Source organism: Paenalcaligenes sp. Me52 (genome assembly GCF_050487965.1).
GTDB lineage: Bacteria > Pseudomonadota > Gammaproteobacteria > Burkholderiales > Burkholderiaceae_B > Paenalcaligenes.
The window spans coordinates 81,525-103,640 of sequence record NZ_JBKQFO010000003.1 but is presented as its reverse complement, the minus strand read 5'-3'; the positions used below and the strand labels follow the sequence as shown (position 1 = coordinate 103,640).

17 protein-coding genes are annotated in these 22,116 nt (G+C 49.7%); 12 read left to right on the top strand and 5 right to left on the bottom strand.

What is annotated here, in order from left to right; all coding sequences use genetic code 11:
- Positions 1–71 precede the first annotated feature (71 nt).
- From ACLO87_RS14810 to ACLO87_RS14795, 4 genes are all read right to left on the bottom strand, one after another.
- Complete coding sequence (locus tag ACLO87_RS14810) at positions 72–1,523, bottom strand: bifunctional 2-methylcitrate dehydratase/aconitate hydratase (protein ID WP_430224109.1); 1,452 nt, start codon at positions 1,521–1,523, stop codon at positions 72–74.
- Between the two features lie 17 nt (positions 1,524–1,540).
- On the bottom strand, positions 1,541–2,746 hold the full coding sequence (prpC, locus tag ACLO87_RS14805) for a bifunctional 2-methylcitrate synthase/citrate synthase (protein WP_430224108.1): 1,206 nt from the start codon (positions 2,744–2,746) through the stop codon (positions 1,541–1,543).
- Between the two features lie 270 nt (positions 2,747–3,016).
- A complete protein-coding gene (locus ACLO87_RS14800) occupies positions 3,017–3,220 on the bottom strand; it encodes a hypothetical protein (protein ID WP_430224107.1) in 204 nt (67 codons plus the stop codon).
- 128 nt (positions 3,221–3,348) lie between these two features.
- Positions 3,349–4,338 (bottom strand): malate dehydrogenase, encoded by a 990-nt coding sequence (locus ACLO87_RS14795; RefSeq protein ID WP_430224106.1) that lies wholly within the window; start codon positions 4,336–4,338, stop codon positions 3,349–3,351.
- A 281-nt stretch (positions 4,339–4,619) separates the two neighbouring features.
- Between ACLO87_RS14795 and ACLO87_RS14790 the strand changes: the two genes are divergently transcribed.
- From ACLO87_RS14790 to gltA, 7 genes are all read left to right on the top strand, one after another.
- Positions 4,620–5,393, top strand: coding sequence for a GntR family transcriptional regulator (locus ACLO87_RS14790; protein ID WP_135865742.1), 774 nt, complete (start codon positions 4,620–4,622; stop codon positions 5,391–5,393).
- A gap of 106 nt (positions 5,394–5,499) precedes the next feature.
- The gene (gene sdhC, locus ACLO87_RS14785) at positions 5,500–5,913 is read left to right on the top strand and encodes a succinate dehydrogenase, cytochrome b556 subunit (RefSeq protein ID WP_135865740.1); all 414 of its coding nucleotides are present in this window, start codon (positions 5,500–5,502) and stop codon (positions 5,911–5,913) included.
- Positions 5,913–6,296: a succinate dehydrogenase, hydrophobic membrane anchor protein gene (sdhD, locus tag ACLO87_RS14780; protein ID WP_135865739.1), complete on the top strand. Its 384-nt coding sequence runs from the start codon at positions 5,913–5,915 to the stop codon at positions 6,294–6,296. Before sdhC ends, sdhD begins: the two co-directional genes overlap by 1 nt.
- A 75-nt stretch (positions 6,297–6,371) precedes the next feature.
- Positions 6,372–8,075, top strand: coding sequence for a succinate dehydrogenase flavoprotein subunit (gene sdhA / locus ACLO87_RS14775; RefSeq protein ID WP_430224291.1), 1,704 nt, complete (start codon positions 6,372–6,374; stop codon positions 8,073–8,075).
- A gap of 13 nt (positions 8,076–8,088) precedes the next feature.
- Positions 8,089–8,805 (top strand): succinate dehydrogenase iron-sulfur subunit, encoded by a 717-nt coding sequence (locus tag ACLO87_RS14770; RefSeq protein WP_135865735.1) that lies wholly within the window; start codon positions 8,089–8,091, stop codon positions 8,803–8,805.
- A gap of 9 nt (positions 8,806–8,814) precedes the next feature.
- Complete coding sequence (locus ACLO87_RS14765) at positions 8,815–9,075, top strand: succinate dehydrogenase assembly factor 2 (protein WP_135865733.1); 261 nt, start codon at positions 8,815–8,817, stop codon at positions 9,073–9,075.
- A 19-nt stretch (positions 9,076–9,094) separates the two neighbouring features.
- Positions 9,095–10,387 carry a citrate synthase gene (gltA, locus tag ACLO87_RS14760; RefSeq protein ID WP_135865731.1) on the top strand — a complete coding sequence of 431 codons (1,293 nt, stop codon included), beginning with the start codon at positions 9,095–9,097 and terminating at the stop codon, positions 10,385–10,387.
- 261 nt (positions 10,388–10,648) lie between these two features.
- Here the strand turns inward: gltA and ACLO87_RS14755 are convergent, their stop codons facing one another.
- Positions 10,649–12,922, bottom strand: coding sequence for an NADP-dependent malic enzyme (locus ACLO87_RS14755; RefSeq protein ID WP_430224104.1), 2,274 nt, complete (start codon positions 12,920–12,922; stop codon positions 10,649–10,651).
- Between the two features lie 458 nt (positions 12,923–13,380).
- On the opposite strand from ACLO87_RS14755, the gene ACLO87_RS14750 reads away from it, so the two are divergent.
- From ACLO87_RS14750 to ACLO87_RS14730, 5 genes are all read left to right on the top strand, one after another.
- Positions 13,381–16,257, top strand: a complete 2,877-nt coding sequence (locus ACLO87_RS14750) for a 2-oxoglutarate dehydrogenase E1 component (protein ID WP_430224103.1) — start codon at positions 13,381–13,383, stop codon at positions 16,255–16,257.
- A gap of 47 nt (positions 16,258–16,304) precedes the next feature.
- Positions 16,305–17,510 (top strand): 2-oxoglutarate dehydrogenase complex dihydrolipoyllysine-residue succinyltransferase, encoded by a 1,206-nt coding sequence (gene odhB / locus ACLO87_RS14745; RefSeq protein WP_430224102.1) that lies wholly within the window; start codon positions 16,305–16,307, stop codon positions 17,508–17,510.
- Between the two features lie 162 nt (positions 17,511–17,672).
- A complete protein-coding gene (gene lpdA, locus ACLO87_RS14740; protein WP_430224101.1) occupies positions 17,673–19,100 on the top strand; it encodes a dihydrolipoyl dehydrogenase in 1,428 nt (475 codons plus the stop codon).
- Between the two features lie 167 nt (positions 19,101–19,267).
- On the top strand, positions 19,268–20,359 hold the full coding sequence (gene zapE, locus ACLO87_RS14735) for a cell division protein ZapE (protein ID WP_430224100.1): 1,092 nt from the start codon (positions 19,268–19,270) through the stop codon (positions 20,357–20,359).
- Positions 20,360–20,390: 31 nt separating this feature from the next.
- Positions 20,391–21,710 carry a tryptophan--tRNA ligase gene (locus ACLO87_RS14730; protein ID WP_135865548.1) on the top strand — a complete coding sequence of 440 codons (1,320 nt, stop codon included), beginning with the start codon at positions 20,391–20,393 and terminating at the stop codon, positions 21,708–21,710.
- Positions 21,711–22,116: the final 406 nt, after the last annotated feature.

Here is a 22,116-nt window from a genome sequence, read left to right as displayed (position 1 = left end):
TAGAAAATAAGGCGTTACGAGGAAAAGATAGGTCTCGTAACGCCGACTATTTTCAGACCTTTGCGTAGGCCTTAAATCACATACATGTCTACGTACTCATGTACGGACATGTTTTCTAGTGCTTTTTGGTCCAGTGATACCTCCAAAATTCGCTGTTGTTGCTTGCTAGGAAAAATGCGCGCTAAGTTGGTGCGGAATTTTGCTTCCAGTAAAGGTATGCCATCAGCTCGGCGACGCTTATGCCCAATAGGGTATTCGCAGACGATTTCATCTAGCTTGCTGCCATCGTTAAACTCAACGGTTAAGGCATTGGCGATAGAGCGTTTTTCGGGATCATGGTAATCCGCCGTAAAGGCCTGATCCTCAATGCAAACCATTTTGTCGCGCAGGGTGTCAATGCGTGGGTCGCTAGCGATGTGATCCTCGTAGTCAGCAGCGGTGAGTCTGCCAAATAAAATCGGCACAGCAACCATGTACTGTATGCAGTGATCGCGGTCAGCAGGGTTATTAAGCGGTCCCTTTTTGTCGATGATGCGTATGCACGCCTCATGGGTGCGTATGGTGATTTTCTTGATATCTTCTGCGGTTTTTTCTAGTGCTTTTAACTGCTTGTGTATGCTCATGGCGCATTCCACCGCTGTTTGTGAGTGGAACTCAGCAGGAAAGGAAATCTTAAACAGCACGTTTTCCATCACATAGCTGCCATAGGGGCGTTGGAAGGCGAAGGGCTTGCCTTTGAATAACACGTCGTAAAAGCCCCAGGTTTTGGCAGACAGCACAGAGGGGTAGCCCATTTCCCCCGTTTTGGCGATTAAGGCTAAACGCACCGCACGACTGGTGGCATCGCCTGCTGCCCAGCTTTTTCGGCTGCCAGTATTGGGTGAGTGCCGGTAGGTACGCAGGCTTTGGCCGTCTACCCATGCTAATGACAGTGCATTGATGATTTCATCACGGTTTAGTCCCAGCATGTGGGCGACTACGGCAGTGGAGGCTACTTTGACCAAAACAACGTGATCTAAGCCTACTTTGTTAAACGAGTTCTCTAGCGCGATGCAGCCCTGAATCTCGTGGGCTTTGATCATGGCTGTTAAAACATCACGCATAGTAAGCGCTGGTTTGCCTACGGCTACGGCATTGCGTGATAGCCAATCAGCAGTAGCCAGAATCCCGCCTAGGTTGTCAGACGGGTGTCCCCATTCGGCGGCCAGCCATGTGTCGTTGAAATCCAGCCAACGTATCATGGCACCTATGTTGAAAGCGGCTTGCACGGGGTCAAGTTGAAACTGAGTGCCAGGCACTTTAGCGCCATTAGGAACAATAGTGCCGGGAATAATAGGCCCTAATAGTTTTCGGCAAGCGGGGTATTCTAAAGACTCTAACCCGCAACCTAAGGTATCCATTAGGCAGTTGCGTGCTGTCTCGTAAGCTAGCGTGCTCTTGATCTCGTAATTCAGAACGTAATCAGCAATATCGACTAAAACCTGATCCGCCTCAGGGCGAATGTTGGAAATGGGTGCAGACATAACAAGCGGCTCCAGAGTTAGGTGCGACGGTTAATAGGGACGAATTTCAGGTCTTCAGGGCCTACATAATTGGCTGTGGGGCGAATGATTTTGTTATCAATACGTTGTTCTATGATGTGTGCAGCCCATCCTGCGGTACGAGCGAGCACAAACAACGGAGTGAACATGGCGGTGGGTACACCCATCATGTGGTACGACACAGCCGAGAACCAGTCCAAGTTGGGGAACATCTTTTTGGCATCCCACATCACCGTTTCTAAGCGTTCGGCAATGTCATACATTTTTGTGCTGTTTTGCTTTTTGGACAGTTTGTATGCCACTTCTTTGATGATTTGGTTGCGTGGGTCAGCAACGGTGTACACCGGGTGGCCAAAACCAATAATCACTTCTTTGTTTTCCACGCGCCTACGTATATCGGCTTCTGCCTCGTCAGGGTTGCTGTAGCGTTTCTGAATTTCGAACGCCACTTCGTTAGCGCCACCATGTTTGGGGCCGCGCAGCGCACCAATAGCACCAGTGATGGCGGAGTACATATCTGAGCCGGTGCTGGCAATTACGCGGCTGGTGAAGGTGGAGGCATTAAATTCGTGTTCGGCATACAAAATCAGCGAGGTGTGCATGGCACGTACCCAGTCGTCTGAGGGTTTTTGGCCGTGCAGTAAATGCAGAAAGTGTCCGCCTATGCTGTCGTCATCAGTCTGTAGCGTGATAGAGCAACCGTTATGACTGAAGTGATACCAGTAGAGCAGGGCAGAGCCTAGATTGGCGACCAGGTGATCAGCAATATCGCGGGCGTCTGGCAGGTTGTGGTCATCTTTTTCGGGTAATACACACCCTAATACCGAGACCGCTGTGCGCATCACATCCATGGGGTGACTCGCGGGCGGCAGGGTCTCCAGTACTGTGACTAGCGCAGCAGGTAAACCACGCAAGCGGCGTAGCTTGTCTTTATAAGTCTTGAGCTCAGGGCGCGTAGGCAGCTTACCGTGAATGAGTAGGTGGGCAATCTCTTCGAATTCGCAGGTGTGTGCGATATCCAAAATATCGTAGCCTCTATAGTGCAAATCATTACCGCTACGGCCTACCGTGCAAAGTGCGGTGTCGCCGGCAACAATGCCAGATAGTGCAACCGACTTTTTGGGTTTAGGGGTAGGTGCGGTCGTTGTGATGGGCTCCGTCGCTTTTGCTGATCTTTTGGATGCGGTGCGTCGTGTTGTTGCCATGTTTGTCTCCTTTTGAACTGCTTGGTTGTTGTAACGTGGACATTCAAAGGTGTGATTGCCTATACACGAGCCAACGCCTCATGTTGTGCATAAGGTTGATCATCGTGTTCTGGTGCCGTGATAGGTGTAAACAGCAGCAGGGGTTTTGGGCGCAAAAATGGTAAGGGTGACTGTAAAACTCTAGTGCGCCATTTCGTGTGTGATGACTATAGGCTGTGCCCATGCGTCATGCGCGTTGCTACGAAAAACAAGGGCGTGTTATAGCGTTGCTCAGGCGATGAGTGCTGAGCGCAATAAGTCGGGTGGGTGACAGTGCGGAATCAAGAAACCTGCAGGCAGAAAAATGGGGCAGGTGAGTAAAAGGTGGTGCGAACTAGATGCAGTAAGGGGGCTAGAAGTAGCCGGGGAGTAAGACGAAGCGTTGTTGCTGCGGGGGTGGCGAAACAGCGAGCCAGTAGAAGCGAGGGTGTGCATGAACTTCTCCGGAAAATGTTTCTAAACGAGTGTTGGTAATCCTGTTGCGATGGGTGTGAAAAGTGTGGTTGGTGTAGTTAGCATACATAAAAACAAGGCCTGCATATAGCAGGCCTTGTTCTAAAGTCTTACGCCAGTAAGTCTTTCACGCCGTCGCGCTCTTCCAGCAACTCGTTCAGAGTGAAGTCCATGCGTTCACGAGAGAATGCATCGATTTCCAAGCCGGCAACACGTGTGTATTCGCCGTTTTCTGTTGTCACTGGTACACCGTAGATGATGCCTTCAGGAATGCCGTAGGAACCATCAGAAGGTACGCCCATTGTTACCCATTTGCCATTGCTGCCCAGTACCCAGTCGCGTACGTGGTCAATTGCAGCGTTAGCAGCGGAAGCAGCGGAGGACAGGCCACGCGCTTCAATAATGGCGGCGCCACGTTTACCCACTTTAGGAATAAAGGTGTCACGGTTCCATTCTTGGTCGTTGATTTTTTGTTCCAACGATTCACCGTTAACGGTAGCAAAGCGGATATCTGGGTACATGGTTGGGGAGTGGTTGCCCCACACAATCAGGTTCTCTATATCAGCAACAGCGATGTTGGCTTTCTGAGCCAATTGAGACAACGCACGGTTGTGATCCAGACGCAGCATAGCTGTAAAGTTTTTCGCTGGCAGATCCGGTGCGGATTTCATAGCGATGTAAGCGTTGGTGTTAGCAGGGTTACCTACAACCAATACTTTTACATTGCGGCTAGCAACATCGTTCAGTGCACGGCCTTGCTCGGTGAAGATCTTCGCGTTCACGCTCAGTAGATCTTTACGCTCCATGCCTGGGCCACGAGGACGAGCGCCAACCAGCAGAGCAACGTCAGCATCTTTGAATGCAGTACGTGGATCGCTGTGAGCAGTCATGCTTTGCAACAGAGGGAATGCGCAGTCGTCCAGCTCCATCATGACGCCTTGCAGGGCTTTCTGAGCTTTTTCGTCTGGGATTTCCAGCAATTGCAGAATAACGGGTTGGTCTTTGCCCAGCATTTCGCCTGAAGCGATGCGGAACAGTAGTGCGTAACCGATCTGGCCTGCGGCGCCGGTAACGGCAACGCGCATTGCGGGTTTGGACATGAGAGTTGACTCCAGTTGGGTTGGAAAAACAGTGTGCTTGGAAACTAGTGTACTGCCAGTTTGCTCTGCTGAAACCTAAAAATGCATGTGATTTTTGATGTGGCTCAGAACAGAGACTCCATGGTGCGAACACTAGACCAAAATGGGGGGCTAGTCAAATCTCTTATATCTTATATAAGACAGAAGAGTGTTAGACAGATTCTGTATAGCGTGCGAAAATATGGACAGTTTAAATTCTTGTGCGCGGTCGCTAACTTTTCAAGTAACCGGCTAGCAGGCTTATGACAGAACCCATTGCTACACCCGAACGCTTGTTGGTGTCGGAACGAAATGCTGCCAGTGCGGCGTATAGTCCGTTATACCAGCAGATCAAGGCTTTGTTATTACAAAGTCTTGATAGAGGTGAGTGGAAGCCCGGCGAGGCTATCCCCAGCGAATTCGATTTAGCGGCTCGTTATCAGGTCAGCCAAGGCACAGTACGCAAGGCGATTGATGAACTGGCGGCCGATAACTTGTTGATACGCCGTCAAGGTAAGGGCACTTTTGTGTCCACTCACCACGAAGCCAAAGTACGTTACCGTTTCCTGCGTTTGACGCCCGACGACGGGCACCAGCCTGCGACCAGCAGCGTGATTTTAGGGTGCTCGCGTATTAAGGCGCCTGCCGATATCGCTGTGCTCTTAGGTTTACGTACAGCTGATGTGGTCGTTAACGTACGACGCGTCTTGTCTTTCGACGGTATGCCAACGATTTTGGATGATATCTGGCTACCAGGCTCCGCCTTTAAAGGTGTAACCGCCGAGAGTGTGGCGGCGAATAAACGCCCCATGTATGCCTGGTTCGAAAGCGGGTTTGGCGTCAGTATGGTGCGCGCCGATGAATCTATACGAGCAGTGGCTGCCAGTGCAGAGGCCGCTGAGCACCTGGGCGTAACAGAGGGATCGCCCCTGTTGCAAGTTGAACGGGTAGCCTATACCTATGGTGACCGTCCTATGGAAGTACGTAGAGGGTTGTATATAACGGACCGATTCCACTACCGAAACTTGCTGAATTGATCTTTGTTTGCGTCAAGTCTGGCGCTTTGCGAAGTAAATAGGCGAAAATACTAAAACTATAATCTTCACGTAACGATGCACTCATTTTGTTTTTATAGAGGCCATAATGTCTGATACCGCATCCAAACCGCGTCCGGAGTATCGCAATATCGGCATACCGCAGATATTGTCATACCGCTTACCGTTGGCGGCCAAAACCTCCATTCTGCACCGCATTAGCGGCGCTCTGCTGTTCTTGAGCCTACCAGTAGTGCTTCTGCCTTTGCTGGCAGCTAGCTTGGGTTCCGAAGCAGGGTTCAACCAGATCGGCGCCTACGTAGGTCACCCACTGTTCAAACTAGTATTGCTGGTCTTGATCTGGGGTTACTTGCACCACTTCTGTGCTGGTATTCGTTACCTGGCACTGGATCTGGGCAAAGGTATAGATAAATATAGCGCCTGTAAAACGGCTGCGTCTGTCATCATCGTCAGCCTTGCTTTGACGGTTGTGTTCGGTTTGAAACTGTTTGGAGCATGGTAATGGCGAGTCCAGAACGAGTTGGGCAACATCGTCTGGTAGTGGGCGCCCACTACGGGACATTCGATTTCATTATCCAGCGTGTCACCGCTGTGATCATGATCATCTATACCCTGGTGTTTTTGGTAGGTCTGTTGGTAAACATGCCTTTGGATTACCAGTCCTGGCGTAGCCTGTTTGCATTCAAGGTAGGTGGACTGCCTTTGGGTCAATTGCTATCAAGCCTGTTCTTTATGTCTCTGGCATGGCACGCTTGGATTGGCGTACGTGACATCTGGATGGATTACGTTAAGCCCACTGGCTTGCGTCTGACTTTGCAAGTCCTGACCATTTTGTGGTTGGTAGCATCCATCATTTTCTTTGCACAAATTATCTGGAGCCTGTAAGCCGTGGCTGCTATTCATAAATCATTACCTCGCCGCCAGTTCGATGTGGTGGTGGTAGGTGCCGGCGGTGCTGGCATGCGTTGTTCGTTGCAGCTGGCTCGTGCCGGTCTGTCTGTGGCTGTGTTGTCTAAGGTTTTCCCAACACGCTCTCATACTGTTGCTGCTCAAGGTGGGGTAAGTGCCTCGCTGGGTAACATGAGCGAAGATCATTGGCAATGGCACATGTACGATACCGTTAAAGGTTCGGACTGGCTGGGTGACCAAGATGCTATTGAGTTCATGTGCCGTGAAGCGCCTAACGCTGTATACGAACTAGAACACTTTGGTATGCCGTTTGACCGTAACGCTAACGGTACTATTTACCAGCGTCCTTTCGGTGGTCACACTGCTAACTTTGGTGAGAAACCTGTTCAACGTGCCTGTGCCGCTGCTGACCGTACTGGCCACGCGATGTTGCACACGTTGTACCAACAAAACGTAGCTTCTCGCACCAACTTCTTCGTTGAGTGGATGGCTCTAGACCTGTTGCGTAACGAAGCTGGCGATGTGCTGGGTGTTACTGCACTGGAAATGGAAACCGGCGAGATGTTCGTGCTGGAAGCCAAACGTACTGTGTTGGCGACTGGTGGTGCGGGTCGTATCTGGGGTGCTTCCACTAACGCCTTCATCAACACTGGTGACGGTCTGGGTATGGCTGCTCGTGCAGGCCTGGCTCTGGAAGACATGGAGTTCTGGCAATTCCACCCAACTGGTGTGGCTGGCGCTGGCGTGCTGATCACTGAGGGTGTGCGTGGTGAAGGCGGTATCTTGCTGAATAAAGACGGCGAGCGCTTCATGGAACGTTACGCACCTAACCTGAAAGACTTGGCTCCTCGTGACTTCGTGTCCCGTTCTATGGACCAAGAGATCAAAGAAGGTCGTGGTTGTGGTGATGGTAGCTACGTGGTTCTGAAACTGGATCACCTGGGTGAAGATGTTATTAAGAAACGTCTGCCATCCATTCGTGAAATTTCTATCAAATTCGCGAACGTTGATCCAATCAAAGATCCAATCCCAGTTGTGCCTACCATTCACTATCAGATGGGCGGTATTCCTACTAACTACTACGGCCAAGTTGTTGATTACAAAAATGGCGAGACCAAAGTTGTTAATGGTCTGTACGCAGTAGGTGAGTGTGCGGCAACGTCCGTACACGGTGCGAACCGTTTGGGTACTAACTCCTTGCTGGATCTGATCGTATTTGGTCGTGCGGCTGGTAACCACATTGTGGATTCCCACCCAGAAAAAGAGCACAGCCATCAAGAGATTCCAGAATCTGCTATCGACTACTCTGTGTCACGTGTTGAGCACCTGGAAAGCCGTACGTCGGGCGAAAAAGCTCAAGATGTGGCTGGCAAAATGCGTACCATCATGCAAGCTCACTGCGGCGTGTTCCGTACTATGGACTTGCTGAAAGAGGGCGAGCGCCTGATCGAAGAGATGGTGCCAGAAGTTAACGGTATTTACTTTAAGGATAAATCCAAAGTATTCAATACAGCACGTATTGAAGCGCTGGAAGTGTCCAACATGATTGAAGTGGCTCGTGCCACAACCCGTTCTGCTGCCAACCGCACAGAAAGTCGTGGTGCTCACGCACTGAACGATTTCCCTGAGCGTGATGACGAGAACTGGTTGCGCCATACCTTGTGGTATGCCGATGGCAGCCGTCTGGACTACAAACCAGTTCAGATGAAACCCCTAACGGCCGAAACTATTCCGCCTAAGCCACGTACCTTCTAATCAGGACGCTGTCATGAGTAAAACACGGACTATCAAATTCGAAATTTATCGCTACGATCCTGATAAGGACGAGCGCCCCTACATGCAAAAGCTGGAGGTTACCCTCCAGCCCACCGACAAGATGTTGTTGGACGCTATCGTGCGCATCAAAAACGATGTAGACGACAGCTTGGCTATTCGTCGTTCTTGCCGCGAAGGCGTTTGTGGCTCTGATGCCATGAACATCAACGGCAAGAATGGTTTGGCCTGTACAACTAACTTGAACGATTTGAAACAACCTATTGTTCTGCGCCCATTGCCTGGCTTGCCAGTCATTCGGGATCTGATCGTGGATATGACTAACTTCTTTGATCAGTACCACTCTATCAAGCCGTACTTGATCAACGAAACACCACCGCCAGAAAAAGAACGTTTGCAATCACCAGAAGCTCGTGAAGAGATTGACGGTGTTTACGAATGTATTCTGTGCGCGTGTTGTTCCACATCATGCCCATCGTTCTGGTGGAACCCTGATAAGTTTGTGGGTCCAGCAGGGTTGCTGCAGGCGTACCGCTTTATTGCCGACTCTCGTGACGAGGCAACAGCTGAGCGTCTGGACAACCTTGAAGATCCATACCGTTTGTTCCGTTGCCATACCATCATGAATTGTGCGGACGTATGTCCTAAGGGCCTGAACCCAACACAAGCCATCGGCAAAATCAAAGAAATGCTGGTTCGCCGCAGCGTGTAAGGAGTAGAAATGAGAACGTTAACGCAGTTAGAACGCGCTCGCCTACGTTGGAGAGCACGCCGAGGTTTGCTTGAAAACGATTTGATGGTGACCAAGTTTCTGGATCGTTATGAAGAGACTCTAACTGACGTTGACGTTTCTGCTCTAACGCTTCTGTTTGAAATGGATGACACGGAATTACTCGATGTTTTACTGGCCCGAAAAGAAGTTGAGGGCCAGTATGACACGACCGATATTCGGCGTTTGGTAGCTCAGATTCGTGAGCTGTAATTTTTGAGGAAGATATGTGATGCAACTGTCTGATAAGAAAGCGACACTATCGTTTTCCGATGGAAGTCCTTCGGTAGAGTTTCCCGTATACAAAGGGACGGTGGGTCCTGACGTAATCGATATCCGTAAACTGTACGGTTCTACAGGTATGTTTACCTATGATCCGGGTTTTATGGCAACGGCCTCTTGTGAGTCCGCGATCACTTACATCGATGGGGATCAGGGCAAGCTGATGTACCGCGGCTACCCAATCGAGCAATTGGCTCAGAACTGCAACTTCTTAGATGTTTGCTATTTGATTCTGAACGGCGAATTGCCTGATGAAAAACAGAAAACTGATTTTGACTGGCTGGTGACACACCACACGATGGTTCAAGAGCAAATGCAGACATTCCTGCATGGCTTCCGTCGTGATGCGCACCCTATGGCTATTCTGACCGGTTTGGTTGGTGCCATGTCGGCTTTCTATCACGATTCCACTGACATCACTAATCCTGAGCACCGTCGTATTTCCGCTATCCGTTTGATCGCGAAAATGCCAACGCTGGTAGCTATGGCGCACAAGTACACATTGGGTCAACCTTTGATGTACCCACGCAATGACTTGAGCTACACAGGTAACTTCTTGCGCATGATGTTCGGTACACCTTGCGATGACTACCAAGTAAACGAAGTGGTAGAGCGCGCATTGGATCGTATCTTCATTCTGCACGCAGAACACGAGCAAAACGCTTCTACCTCCACAGTACGTCTGTGCGGTTCTTCAGGCACTAACCCATTTGCAGCGATTGCTTCTGGTGTAGCTTGCTTGTGGGGTCCTGCTCACGGTGGCGCTAACGAAGCATGCTTGAACATGTTAGAAGAATTGCAAGCTAACGGTGGTGTAGAGAAAGTTGGCGAATTCATGGAAAAGGTCAAAGACAAAAATTCAGGCGTGCGTCTGATGGGCTTTGGTCACCGTGTTTACAAAAACTACGATCCACGCGCCAAGTTGATGCAAGAGACATGCAAAGAAGTGTTGGCTGCTTTAGGTCTGGAAAACGATCCTCTGTTCAAGCTGGCAATGGAATTGGAGCGTATTGCTCTGGAAGACCCATACTTTGTTGAGCGTAAACTGTATCCGAACGTAGATTTCTATTCCGGAATCGTACAGCGCGCTATTGGTATTCCTACTCCGTTGTTTACTGCCATTTTCGCATTGGCACGTACAGTAGGTTGGATCTCTCAGTGGGATGAAATGATCTCCGATCCAGGCTACAAAATTGGCCGTCCTCGCCAGTTGTACACAGGCGAAACAGAGCGCAACATCTAATAGCTTATTAGATAGCAGCTCTGAAGGAATGAACCCAATCGTTATTGAACGGTTGGGTTTTTTTGTGGCTATTCGACAGGGGTAGCGTGGCAGTGCTGGATGCGCTTGCTGCGTTGTAGAGCAGTTCAAGCTAAAGAACCACAAAAAGGCTTAAGCAAGCAACTAGGCTATAGAACAAAAACAATATTATGAATAGGCATAAAAAACACCCCCTCATGTGAGTGAGGGGGTGTTTTGCTTGTAGCAGTGTCGCGTTATTTTTTAGTTCGCTTGTTCTGCTTCTTCCATTGCATCCAACACAGCGATAGCAGTCATGTTCAAAATACGACGTACGCTAGCGCTAGTGGTCAGGATGTGTACTGGGCGTTTTGCACCCAGCAGGATTGGGCCCATTGCTACGCCGCCGCTACCAGTCACTTTCAGGATGTTGTAGGTAATGTTACCCGCATCCAAGTTAGGAGTGATCAGCAGGTTTGCAGGCGCTTTCAGTGTGCTGTCTGGGAAGGCTTTGAAACGTACGCTGTCATCCAGTGCGGAGTCTGCATGCATTTCGCCATCAACTTCCAATTCAGGTGCCATTTCAGCCAGTAGACGACGAGCCTCAGCCATTTTTCTGGATGATACGTTATCGCGGCTACCAAAGTTGGAGTGCGACAACAGAGCAACGCGAGGTTCTACGCCAAAGCGACGAACTTCATGTGCAGCCAGAATAGTCATGTTGGCGATTTGTTCTGCGCTAGGGTTCTCGTTCACGTGTGTATCGCAAATGAACAAGGTTTGTGTAGGCAGAACCAAAGCGTTCATGGCGGCGAAAGTCGTAGCACCTTCTTGCAGACCAATCACATTTTCAATGTGGTTCAGCTCATTGATGAATGGTGAGGTTACACCGCACAGCATGGCATCAGCATCACCGCGTTCCAGCAACATGGCACCAATCAAGGTGTTGTTTTTGCGGATAGTCGCTTTAGCTACTTCAGGTGTTACACCGAAGCGTGCACGTTGTTGGTAGTAGCTGGTCCATGTTTCGTTGAAACGATCGTCGTTTTCTGGATCAACAATTTCCACGTTCACGCCAGGTTGCAGACGCAGACCAAAACGTTTGATGCGCATTTCGATTACAGAAGGGCGACCAACCAGAATTGGTTTGGCGATGCGCTCGTCTACAGCCGATTGCACTGCACGCAATACGCGCTCATCTTCACCGTCAGCGTAAATAACGCGTTTAGGCTCTTGCTTTGCTTGCATGAACAGTGGGCGCATCAGAGGACCGGAGCGATAGGTCATCGCAATCAGTTTCTGACGGTAGGCTTCCATGTCAGCAATAGGGCGTGTTGCTACACCAGAGTCCATTGCCGCTTGAGCCACGATAGGGGCAATATGTGCCAGCAAACGAGGATCAAATGGACGAGGAATAATGTAGTCAGGGCCAAAGCTTAGTTCGCTGTCATCGTAAATCTCGGCTTCAGCAAGTTCTGCAATCGCTTTTACGCAAGCCAGCTTCATTTCTTCGTTAATGACGCTTGCACCGCAATCCAGTGCGCCACGGAAAATGAAGGGGAAGCACAGAACGTTATTTACCTGGTTAGGGTAGTCGGAACGGCCTGTAGCGATAATGCAGTCTGGGCGTGTTTCTTTAGCCAACTCAGGGCGGATTTCAGGCTCAGGGTTAGCCAAGGCCAGAATCAGCGGCTGTGTGCCCATGCTTTTCAGCATGGCTGGTGTCAATGCGCCAGCGGCGGAACAACCCAAGAATACGTCTGCGTCCACAATAGCGTCAGCCAATGTGCGGTAGTCTGTTTCTTGAGCGTATTGGGCCTTGCTTGGCTCCATGTTCTCTTCACGGCCTTTCCAGATGATGCCGCGGGAGTCAGCCACATAAATGTGCTCGCGTGGCAGGCCCAGGCTTACCAGCAAGTTCAAGCAAGCAATCGCAGCAGCGCCAGCGCCAGAACATACCAGTTTTACATCTTCGATTTTCTTGTTAACAACTTTCAAGCCGTTAACAATCGCAGCGGTAGAAATAATAGCGGTACCGTGCTGGTCATCGTGGAAGACAGGAATCTTCATGCGTTTGCGCAGTTCTGTTTCGATGTAGAAGCACTCTGGTGCTTTAATATCTTCCAGGTTTACGCCGCCCAGAGTGGGCTCCATGGCAGCAATAATATCTACCAGTTTTTGTGGGTCGTTTTCAGCCAACTCGATGTCGAACACATCGATGCCAGCAAATTTTTTGAACAGGCAGCCTTTACCTTCCATCACAGGCTTGGATGCCAGTGGGCCGATATTGCCTAGGCCTAGTACAGCGGTACCGTTGCTGATCACACCTACCAGGTTGGCGCGGGACGTGTACTTAGCTGCTGCTTCGTTACCGTCTGCATGAATAGCCATACATGCTTCAGCAACGCCAGGGGAGTAAGCAAGAGACAAGTCGTCTTGATTCGCCAGAGGCTTAGTAGGAGTAACCGAAATTTTTCCGGGTGTAGGGTAAGCGTGGTAATCCAGCGCCATTTTGGCCAGATCTGCTTTGGCAACCATTGTTGATGTGCTCCTGCGGGATATCTATCTGTGTAAAAGCTAAAATCGATTTGCTCTTTTTGTTCATCAGGCAAATTACGGTGAATTGCATGTTATAGCGTGAATGTGCAAAGTAATGCATGTCGCAACGCAACATAGAAAAAGTATTGAAGCGTGGCGGGAACAAAAAGCACCTGTAGAACCAAGTGGCTCTACAAAATTGCAGGCCTACATTGTACCAAGTGGACCTGATTTTTTTGGCGTATGCGCAACAAAGTGGCTCTGGCTAAGGGTTTTCAAGTGGCCAATGTGCACAGTTGAATGCTGACATGTATACTAAATTACATACGGCTTGTTTAAAGGCGTTAAGTAGTTAAGTAGCCTTCTGCTCTGCTATCCGCTATACGGCGTGGCCGTGATCGCGGAAGGTATTCCTGCATCTCATTACGAGTGAAACACTCGGACAGGTGAAGCATATAATGTCATCATCGCAACTAGAATTGCTGTCCACGTCCTATCTTTTTGGTAGCAACGCTGCCTACGTAGAAGATTTGTACGAGATTTATCTGGACAACCCCACTGCGGTGCCTGGTGAATGGCGTGATTATTTCGACCAGTTGCAGCATCTGCCAGCAACCGATGGTCGTGAACATACACGTGACCAAGCACACGCTCCAATCGTAGAATCTTTTGCACAGCGTGCTAAAGCTAATGCTTTGGCTGCCCGCATTCCTTCAGTGGACTTGAGTGTTGCCGCTAAGCAGGTATCGGTACAATCGCTGATCGCCGCTTACCGCTCTTTGGGCGTAAGGCTGGCCATGTTGGATCCTCTGAAACGCACCGAACGTGTGAGCTTTGCAGAGTTAGATCCTTCTTTTTATGGTTTGACCGAAGCTGATCTAGATCAGGTTTACTCGGCCACCAACACATACTTCACTACCAATGTGACAATGACTTTGCGCGACTTGCTCAAAGCATTGCGTGACACCTATTGTCAGTCCATTGGTGCTGAGTTCATGCACATCTCTGACCCTGTAGCCAAACGTTGGATACAAGAGCGTCTGGAATCCGTGCATGGCTCCTTTGAATTCAATACTGACGAAAAACGCAATATTCTGCAGCAGCTCACTGAAGCAGAAGGTTTAGAGCGTTTCTTGCACACCAAATACGTAGGTCAAAAACGATTCTCGTTGGAAGGTGGTGAAAGCTTCATCGCTTCCATGGACGAAGTCGTGAACCACGCTGGTGACAACGGCATTCAGGAAATCGTAGTGGGTATGGCTCACCGCGGCAGGCTGAACATGCTGGTAAACATCATGGGCAAAATGCCTGGTGATTTGTTTGCTGAGTTTGAAGGTCGTTACACCGAAGGTCTGACCGACGGTGACGTGAAATACCACAACGGTTTCTCAAGTGACTTGTCCACTCGTGGTGGCCCAATTCACTTGTCTCTAGCCTTTAACCCATCCCACTTGGAAATTGTTAACCCAGTGGTCGAGGGTAGTACTCGTGCTCGTCAAGACCGTCGCGGTGATGCGACAGGTGAACAAGTATTGCCAGTACTGGTACACGGTGACGCAGCGTTTGCTGGTCAAGGTGTAGTAATGGAAACGCTGAACCTGGCCCAAACACGTGGTTACGGTACCGGCGGTACATTGCATATCGTTATTAATAACCAGATTGGTTTCACCACTTCTGATCCACGCGATGCGCGCTCTACGCTGTACTGTACAGATGTAGTGAAAATGATCGAAGCGCCTGTGTTCCACGTAAACGGTGATGATCCAGAAGCTGTCGTGTTCGTAACACGTCTGGCATTGGATTACCGCAAACAATTCCGCCACGACGTAGTGGTTGATATTGTGTGTTTCCGTAAACTGGGCCACAACGAACAAGATACACCAGCACTGACACAGCCGCTGATGTACAAGAGCATTGGTAAGCACCCAGGTACACGTAAACTGTACGCTGAGAAACTGGTAGCCCAGAACGTGCTGTCCGATGAAGAAACAGAAGACATGGTGAAAGCCTACCGTCAATTGATGGAAGACGGTAAGCGTACTGTTGAGCCTGTATTAACAGACTACAAAAACAAGTACTCCACCGACTGGTCTCCATTCCTGAGCGCTAAATGGACAGATCAAGCTGATACCGGCTTGCCTCTGGCTGAATTGAAACGTTTGGGTGAGCGCATCACTGAAGTACCTGAAGGCTTCACCGTACACTCTCTGGTTAACCGTTTGTTGAACGACCGTCGTGCGATGGTTCGTGGCGAAATGAACGTAGACTGGGGTATGGGTGAGCACTTGGCTTTTGCGTCGCTGGTGAACACTGGTTACGCTGTGCGTATTACCGGTCAAGATTCTGGCCGTGGTACGTTTAGCCACCGTCATTCCGTATGGCACGATCAAAAACGTGAGCGTTGGGATGATGGTACATACATTCCTCTGCAAAATATTTCCGAAAACCAAGCCTCTTTCTTGGTGATCGACTCCGTATTGTCTGAAGAGGCAGTATTGGCGTTTGAATACGGTTACGCTTCTGCTGAGCCTAACATTCTGACGATCTGGGAAGCACAGTTTGGTGACTTCGTGAACGGTGCCCAAGTGGTAATCGACCAGTTCATCAGCTCCGGCGAAGCAAAATGGGGCCGTCATTGTGGTTTGACCATGATGCTGCCACACGGCTACGAAGGCCAAGGTCCAGAGCACTCCTCTGCACGTATTGAGCGTTTCTTACAGTCGTGCGCTGATAACAATATTCAAGTGGTTCAACCCACAACTGGTGCGCAGATTTTCCACGTACTGCGTCGCCAGATGATTCGTCCTTTCCGTAAACCGCTGGTGCTGTTTACACCTAAGTCCTTGCTGCGTAACAAAGCAGCGACTTCGCCATTGAGTGATTTGTCTGAAGGCAGCAAATTCCAGCCTATCATTGCCGAAGTAAACGAGGACATCAAATCAGCAGACGTAACACGTTTGTTGGTGTGTTCGGGTAAGGTGTACTACGACTTGGTTGCTGAGCGTGAAGCACTGCAACGCGGTGACGTAGCGGTTGTTCGTGTAGAACAGCTGTACCCATTTGCACATAAATCTTTCCAATCGGTTGTGCAGCAGTACCCCAACCTGAAAGAAGTGGTTTGGGTGCAAGATGAGCCTCAGAACCAAGGTGCTTGGTTCTACATACAGCATCACCTGATTGAAAATATGGCTGAAGGTCAGAAGTTGAGCTATGCAGGTCGCCCCGCATCAGCCTCGCCTGCAGTGGGTTACTTGGCTAAACACCAAGAACAACATAAAGCCTTGCTTGAGCAAGCCTTTTCACCACGTATCAAGGGCTTCTCGCTGGTTAAGTAAGCGGGACCACTTTTAGCAAATACACACATTTACGGAAAGAAAATATTATGTCTATTATCGAAGTTGTAGTTCCTCAGCTGTCTGAGTCTGTTTCTGAAGCCTCCTTGCTTGAGTGGAAAAAGCAACCAGGTGAAGCTGTTAGCGCCGACGAAATTCTGATCGACGTTGAAACTGACAAAGTAGTATTGGAAGTTCCAGCTCCTGCTGCTGGCGTGCTGGTAGAGATCGTTAAAGGTGACGGCGCTACAGTATTGGCTGGTGAAGTATTGGCTCGTATCGATACAGCCGCTACAGCAGCTGCAGCTCCTAAAGCTGAAGCTGCACCAGCTCCTGCTGCTGCACCAGCCGCTGCGCCTGCAGAAAAATCCACAACGATTGCTGCTGCTTCTCCAGCTGCTGCAAAAATCCTGGCTGAAAAAGGTCTGGAAGTTGAAAACGTTGCGGGTTCCGGTCGTGGTGGTCGCGTAACCAAAGAAGACGCCGTAAACGCACAAGCTGGTAGCACACAAAAAGCTGCTGCTCCTGCTGCTCCTATCGGTGTGTCTTTAGATGGCCGCCCAGAACAACGCGTGCCTATGAGCCGTCTGCGTGCTCGTGTTGCTGAGCGTCTGCTGCAATCTCAACAAGAAAACGCCATCCTGACTACGTTCAACGAAGTGAACATGCAGGCTGTGATGGATCTGCGTAAACAGTACAAAGACGTGTTCGAGAAAGAACACGGCGTGAAACTGGGCTTCACTTCTTTCTTCGTGAAAGCAGCTGTTGCCGCGCTGAAAAAATACCCTATCATCAACGCTTCGGTTGATGGCAAAGACATCATCTACCACGGTTACTTTGATATTGGTATCGCTGTAGGTAGCCCGCGTGGTTTGGTTGTACCTATTCTGCGTAACGCTGACCAACTGAGCATCGCCGAAATCGAACAGCAAATCGCTGACTTCGGTACACGTGCTCGTGATGGCAAACTGACTCTGGAAGAGTTGACTGGTGGTACCTTCTCCATCTCTAACGGTGGTGTATTCGGTTCTATGTTGTCCACACCAATCATCAACCCACCTCAGTCCGCTATCTTGGGTATCCATGCTACTAAAGAGCGTGCAGTGGTTGAAAATGGTCAGATCGTTATTCGTCCAATGAACTACCTGGCAATGTCCTACGATCACCGCATCATTGATGGCCGCGAAGCTGTTCTGGCCTTGGTCACCATGAAAGAAGCGCTGGAAGATCCTCAGCGTTTGTTGCTGGATATTTAATCTAGCATCGGGTCTTTGATCATGTTTTAATGGTTCGGCCAGATGCGCATCGTATCTGGCCGGTCTTATTTTCAGTGCAGTACTTCGCAATGAAGAGCTCCAGTCCTGTTTGTGTGTACAAGGGCTACTGTTGAGCTGCACGAAAAAGCTAAAGGTAAGAAAATGGCAAAACAATTTGATGTAGTAGTGATTGGTGCTGGTCCTGGTGGGTACATTGCAGCGATCCGTGTTGCCCAGCTGGGTATGTCAGTAGCGTGTGTGGATGCATGGAGCGATGCAAGTGGTAAAGCTGCTCCTGGCGGTACATGCACCAACGTAGGTTGTATCCCTTCCAAAGCACTGTTGCAGTCTTCCGAACACTACGAACAAGCTGGCAAACACTTTGCCGAGCACGGTATCGAAGTTAAAGGTTTGGGCCTGAAACTGGACGCATTGCTGGGTCGCAAAGACACAGTCGTAACCCAGAACAACCAAGGTATCCTGTACCTGTTCAAAAAGAACAAAGTTAGCTTCTTCCACGGTAAAGCAGCGTTCAACGCTAAAGTAGATGCTGGCTGGTCAATTAAAGTTGACGGTAAAGATGCTGAAGAGCTGATCGCAAAGCACGTGGTTGTGGCTACAGGTTCTTCTGCTCGTCAGTTCCCTGATCTGCCTTTCGACGAAGAAAAAGTAGTGTCCAACGACGGCGCACTGCGTTTCGCTTCCGTACCTAAAAAACTGGGCGTGATTGGTGCTGGCGTGATCGGTCTGGAATTGGGTAGCGTATGGCGTCGTCTGGGTGCTGAAGTAACAATCTTGGAAGGTGCTGCTGATTTCTTGGCTGCTGCTGACCGTGATGTGGCTAAAGAGGCCCTGAAAGCGCTGACCAAACAAGGCTTGAACATCCAGATGGGTGCCAAAGTTAAAGGCATCGATAGCAAAGGCAAAGGCGTAGAAGTTAGCTACGAAGATGCTGCTGGTGCAGAGCAATCCCTGAAAGTAGATCGTCTGATCGTATCTATTGGTCGAGTACCTAACACAGATGGTCTGGGTGCTGAAACAGTAGGTCTGAAACTAGACGAGCGTGGTTTCGTTGTAGTAGACGACGACTGCCTGACCAACTTGCCTAACGTATGGGCAGTGGGTGACGTAGTACGTGGCCCTATGCTGGCTCACAAAGCGGAAGAAGAAGGTGTTGCAGTGGCTGAGCGTATCTCTGGCCAACACCCTCACGTGAACTTCGACACAGTGCCTTGGGTTATTTACACATCCCCAGAAATCTCTTGGGTAGGTAAAACTGAGCAGCAACTGAAAAAAGAAGGCCGCGACTACCGTGCTGGCAGCTTCCCGTTCATGGCTAACGGTCGTGCACGTGCGCTGGGCGATACTACTGGTTTCGTGAAAGTATTGGCTGATGCGAAAACAGACGAAGTATTGGGCGTACACATTGTTGGTCCTATGGCTTCCGAGCTGATCGCAGAAGCAGTGACTATCATGGAATTCCGTGGCGCGTCTGAAGACATCGCACGTATTTGCCATGCTCACCCAACATTGTCCGAAGCTCTGAAAGAAGCTGCTTTGGCAGTGGACAAACGTGCATTGAACTTCTAATCAAGTTTGGTGCAGGAAAAAGCAGGCCTAGGCCTGCTTTTTTTATGGTCATAATGTTGTAGTCAGTCACGTACTGTGTACGCGTGTTGCGACGTTATGCTTCTTAGATCAGACCCGTAGTAGTTAAGGGTTTATACTGGTCGTTTTACTGTTTTCACTGCATTTACATGTCTGTTCGTCAATATTACAAGGATGCTCTGGCAGAGCGTGGTTACGAGGCTGATGCTGCCCAATTGGCGGGTATAGATCGCTTACAACGCTTTTCCGATGAACTTCAGGCTTATGAACGTAGTCAGCGTTCATTGATGAAGCGTTGGTTTTCCAAAGAAGCTCCACCTGAAGGCGTGTACCTGTGGGGTGGGGTAGGGCGCGGAAAAAGCTTCTTGATGGATGCGTTTTATCGCAGCGTACCCATAGAACGTAAAACACGTCTGCATTTTCACGAGTTTATGCGCAGCGTGCATCAACAACTGAATAACTTCAAAGGGCAAACTGACCCTTTAGAAGCCGTTGCACAAGTCATCGCAGATCGTTATAGATTGATTTGTTTTGATGAGTTCCATGTGTCAGACATTGCTGATGCCATGATTCTGTATAAATTGCTGTTGGGCTTGTACGAGCGTGGTGTGTGTTTTGTGATGACCTCAAACTATCCGCCCGATAGTTTGTACCCGGATGGTTTACACCGTGATCGTATCTTACCGGCTATTGCGCTGATTAAAAGCCGCATGAGCGTGTTGACCATTGATACAGGGGTAGACTACCGTCGCCGTTCCTTAGAGCAAGTGAAGGCGTATTTCACGCCTCTGAGCGATGAAAGTCGTGCGCACTTGCAGTCGGTATTCGACAAACTGTCTGATACCGCCCCGATGGAACCCACCATTGAAATTGAAAATCGTACCTTGCCGATGGTTGCCCGCAGTGGTAGTGTGGCGTGGTTCGGTTTTGATGTGTTGTGTGAAGGGCCGCGTTCCCAGAATGACTACTTAGATCTGGTGAGCCGCTTCCAGACGGTAATTTTGTCTGATGTGCCGCGTATGACTGTGCGTGACGCATCAGCTGCCCGCCGCTTCACATGGTTGGTGGACGTGTTGTATGACCACCAAGTCAAACTGATTATCTCGGCAGAATGTGATCCAGATGAGTTGTATGTGGAAGGCCCTATGGCATCTGAATTCCACCGTACTGTCTCACGTCTGGTTGAAATGCAGTCTAAAGAGTATCTGGAGTCCGAGCGCCGCAGCGCTGTGACCCTCTAATTTACTAATTGTTTTTAAAAGTCTTGATCTGATGAGCACACGTATACTTACAGGCATCACGACGTCGGGTATCCCTCATTTGGGAAATTATGCTGGCGCTATCCAACCTGCGATTCAAATGAGTCGTCAAACGGGTAACGATGCATTTTTCTTTATGGCCGACTACCACGCATTGGTGAAATGCGATGATCCAGAACGGGTAGCCCGTTCGCGCCAAGCGTTGGCAGCTACGTGGCTAGCAGCAGGTCTGGATACAGATAAAGCCACCTTTTACCGTCAGTCTGATATTCCTGAAATCCCAGAGTTGAACTGGGTGTTGAGTTGTGTAACGTCTAAAGGCTTGATGAATCGTGCACACGCTTACAAAGCAGCACAGGATCAAAATGCAGCTAAAGGCATAGAGCTGGATGATGGCGTGACGATGGGGCTGTATTGCTACCCTGTATTGATGTCTGCCGATATTCTGATTTTTAACGCGAACAAAGTACCCGTAGGCCGAGATCAAGTTCAGCACTTGGAAATGGCACGTGATATCGCTCAGCGTTTCAACCACATGTACGGTGAAACCTTTGTGCTGCCTGAGGTACAAATTGCTGAAAACGTAGCTATTTTGCCAGGCCTAGATGGTCGCAAAATGTCCAAGAGCTATGACAACACCATTCCGCTGTTTGAAAGCTCCGAAGCTGAATTAAAAGCAGCCATTATGCGCATCGTGACGGATTCCCGTCAGCCTGGGGAGCCTAAGGATGCTGATGCTTCCATGATCTTCCAGATCTACAAAGGTTTTGCTAGTGACGCACAAACTGCCGCGTTGAAAGCAGAGCTAGAGCGCGGCATGGGCTGGGGCGATGCTAAAAATGCCTTGTTCACTTTGCTGAATGATCACTTGGCACCTATGCGTGACCATTACCAAGACTTACTGTCTCGCCCAGACGATATCGAAGACATCCTGTTGGCCGGCGCAGCTAAAGCACGCCGCTACACAGAGCCTTTGATGGAAAAAGTGCGTGATGCCGTAGGCTTGCGTAAAGCGAAACGTGTTGCAGTGTCTGCACCTGCTGAAAAGAAAGCAGCACGTAAAGGCCGCTTTGTCAGCTTCCGCGAAGAAGAAGGTTTCCGCTTCCGTTTGCTAGACGCAGCGGGCACAGAGTTGTTGGTGTCTGAGGTGTTTGCTGATCCTCGTCAGGCCGGTATGGCACAGAAGGCACTGGCGGCACTGAATGATCGTAGCCAATTTGACGTGGCAGGCGATGAGGCGTTGGTAGTGGTAGAGGGCACAAAAGTTGCCAGCCTGCCAACTGCTGAGTTGGATGCTTTGCTGGAAACATTGGAAGGAATGCGGGCGGAGTAAGAACTGCAGTTTCCCTCCCCTCTGAGTAGTAAAAATGGCTCCTGATGTAGGGGCCATTTTTTATTGTTCAGGCGGCGATGGCTGATGGATGATTACGACATGCATAGCACACGTGTTGTGGAAGCTAGTGCTGAGCATGCCGAGGATCCATTCATCGCACACGCTGGGAGACTGCAGGAATACTTTTTGTGATTTGAGACACCAAATCAAAAAAGTTTCCTCTCCGTCCCCCGGTTGATCGGAATGTGGATAGGTTTACAGCCTTTTTTGAGTGAGAGGGACTTGTGGCATTCTGTGGAGTATTTGGCTATTTTTATCTACTCTTAGCGATAAGGCTGCTTGTTAAAGAGACAGCAGGAATGACTCTTTCTTAGTCGCAGAAGTACTCATATTCTCCCACCGGCAA

What these genes read in the sequence shown, in the direction of transcription:
- odhB (WP_430224102.1), top strand. Translation starts at nt 16,305, where the DNA reads ATGTCTATTATCGAAGTTGTAGTTCCTCAGCTGTCTGAGTCTGTTTCT.
- ACLO87_RS14795 (WP_430224106.1), bottom strand. Translation starts at nt 4,338, where the DNA reads ATGTCCAAACCCGCAATGCGCGTTGCCGTTACCGGCGCCGCAGGCCAG.
- ACLO87_RS14765 (WP_135865733.1), top strand. Translation starts at nt 8,815, where the DNA reads ATGAGAACGTTAACGCAGTTAGAACGCGCTCGCCTACGTTGGAGAGCA.
- prpC (WP_430224108.1), bottom strand. Translation starts at nt 2,746, where the DNA reads ATGGCAACAACACGACGCACCGCATCCAAAAGATCAGCAAAAGCGACG.
- ACLO87_RS14800 (WP_430224107.1), bottom strand. Translation starts at nt 3,220, where the DNA reads ATGCACACCCTCGCTTCTACTGGCTCGCTGTTTCGCCACCCCCGCAGC.
- sdhD (WP_135865739.1), top strand. Translation starts at nt 5,913, where the DNA reads ATGGCGAGTCCAGAACGAGTTGGGCAACATCGTCTGGTAGTGGGCGCC.
- lpdA (WP_430224101.1), top strand. Translation starts at nt 17,673, where the DNA reads ATGGCAAAACAATTTGATGTAGTAGTGATTGGTGCTGGTCCTGGTGGG.
- sdhC (WP_135865740.1), top strand. Translation starts at nt 5,500, where the DNA reads ATGTCTGATACCGCATCCAAACCGCGTCCGGAGTATCGCAATATCGGC.
- ACLO87_RS14790 (WP_135865742.1), top strand. Translation starts at nt 4,620, where the DNA reads ATGACAGAACCCATTGCTACACCCGAACGCTTGTTGGTGTCGGAACGA.
- ACLO87_RS14810 (WP_430224109.1), bottom strand. Translation starts at nt 1,523, where the DNA reads ATGTCTGCACCCATTTCCAACATTCGCCCTGAGGCGGATCAGGTTTTA.
- ACLO87_RS14755 (WP_430224104.1), bottom strand. Translation starts at nt 12,922, where the DNA reads ATGGTTGCCAAAGCAGATCTGGCCAAAATGGCGCTGGATTACCACGCT.
- ACLO87_RS14730 (WP_135865548.1), top strand. Translation starts at nt 20,391, where the DNA reads ATGAGCACACGTATACTTACAGGCATCACGACGTCGGGTATCCCTCAT.
- sdhA (WP_430224291.1), top strand. Translation starts at nt 6,372, where the DNA reads ATGCGTTGTTCGTTGCAGCTGGCTCGTGCCGGTCTGTCTGTGGCTGTG.
- zapE (WP_430224100.1), top strand. Translation starts at nt 19,268, where the DNA reads ATGTCTGTTCGTCAATATTACAAGGATGCTCTGGCAGAGCGTGGTTAC.
- ACLO87_RS14770 (WP_135865735.1), top strand. Translation starts at nt 8,089, where the DNA reads ATGAGTAAAACACGGACTATCAAATTCGAAATTTATCGCTACGATCCT.
- gltA (WP_135865731.1), top strand. Translation starts at nt 9,095, where the DNA reads ATGCAACTGTCTGATAAGAAAGCGACACTATCGTTTTCCGATGGAAGT.
- ACLO87_RS14750 (WP_430224103.1), top strand. Translation starts at nt 13,381, where the DNA reads ATGTCATCATCGCAACTAGAATTGCTGTCCACGTCCTATCTTTTTGGT.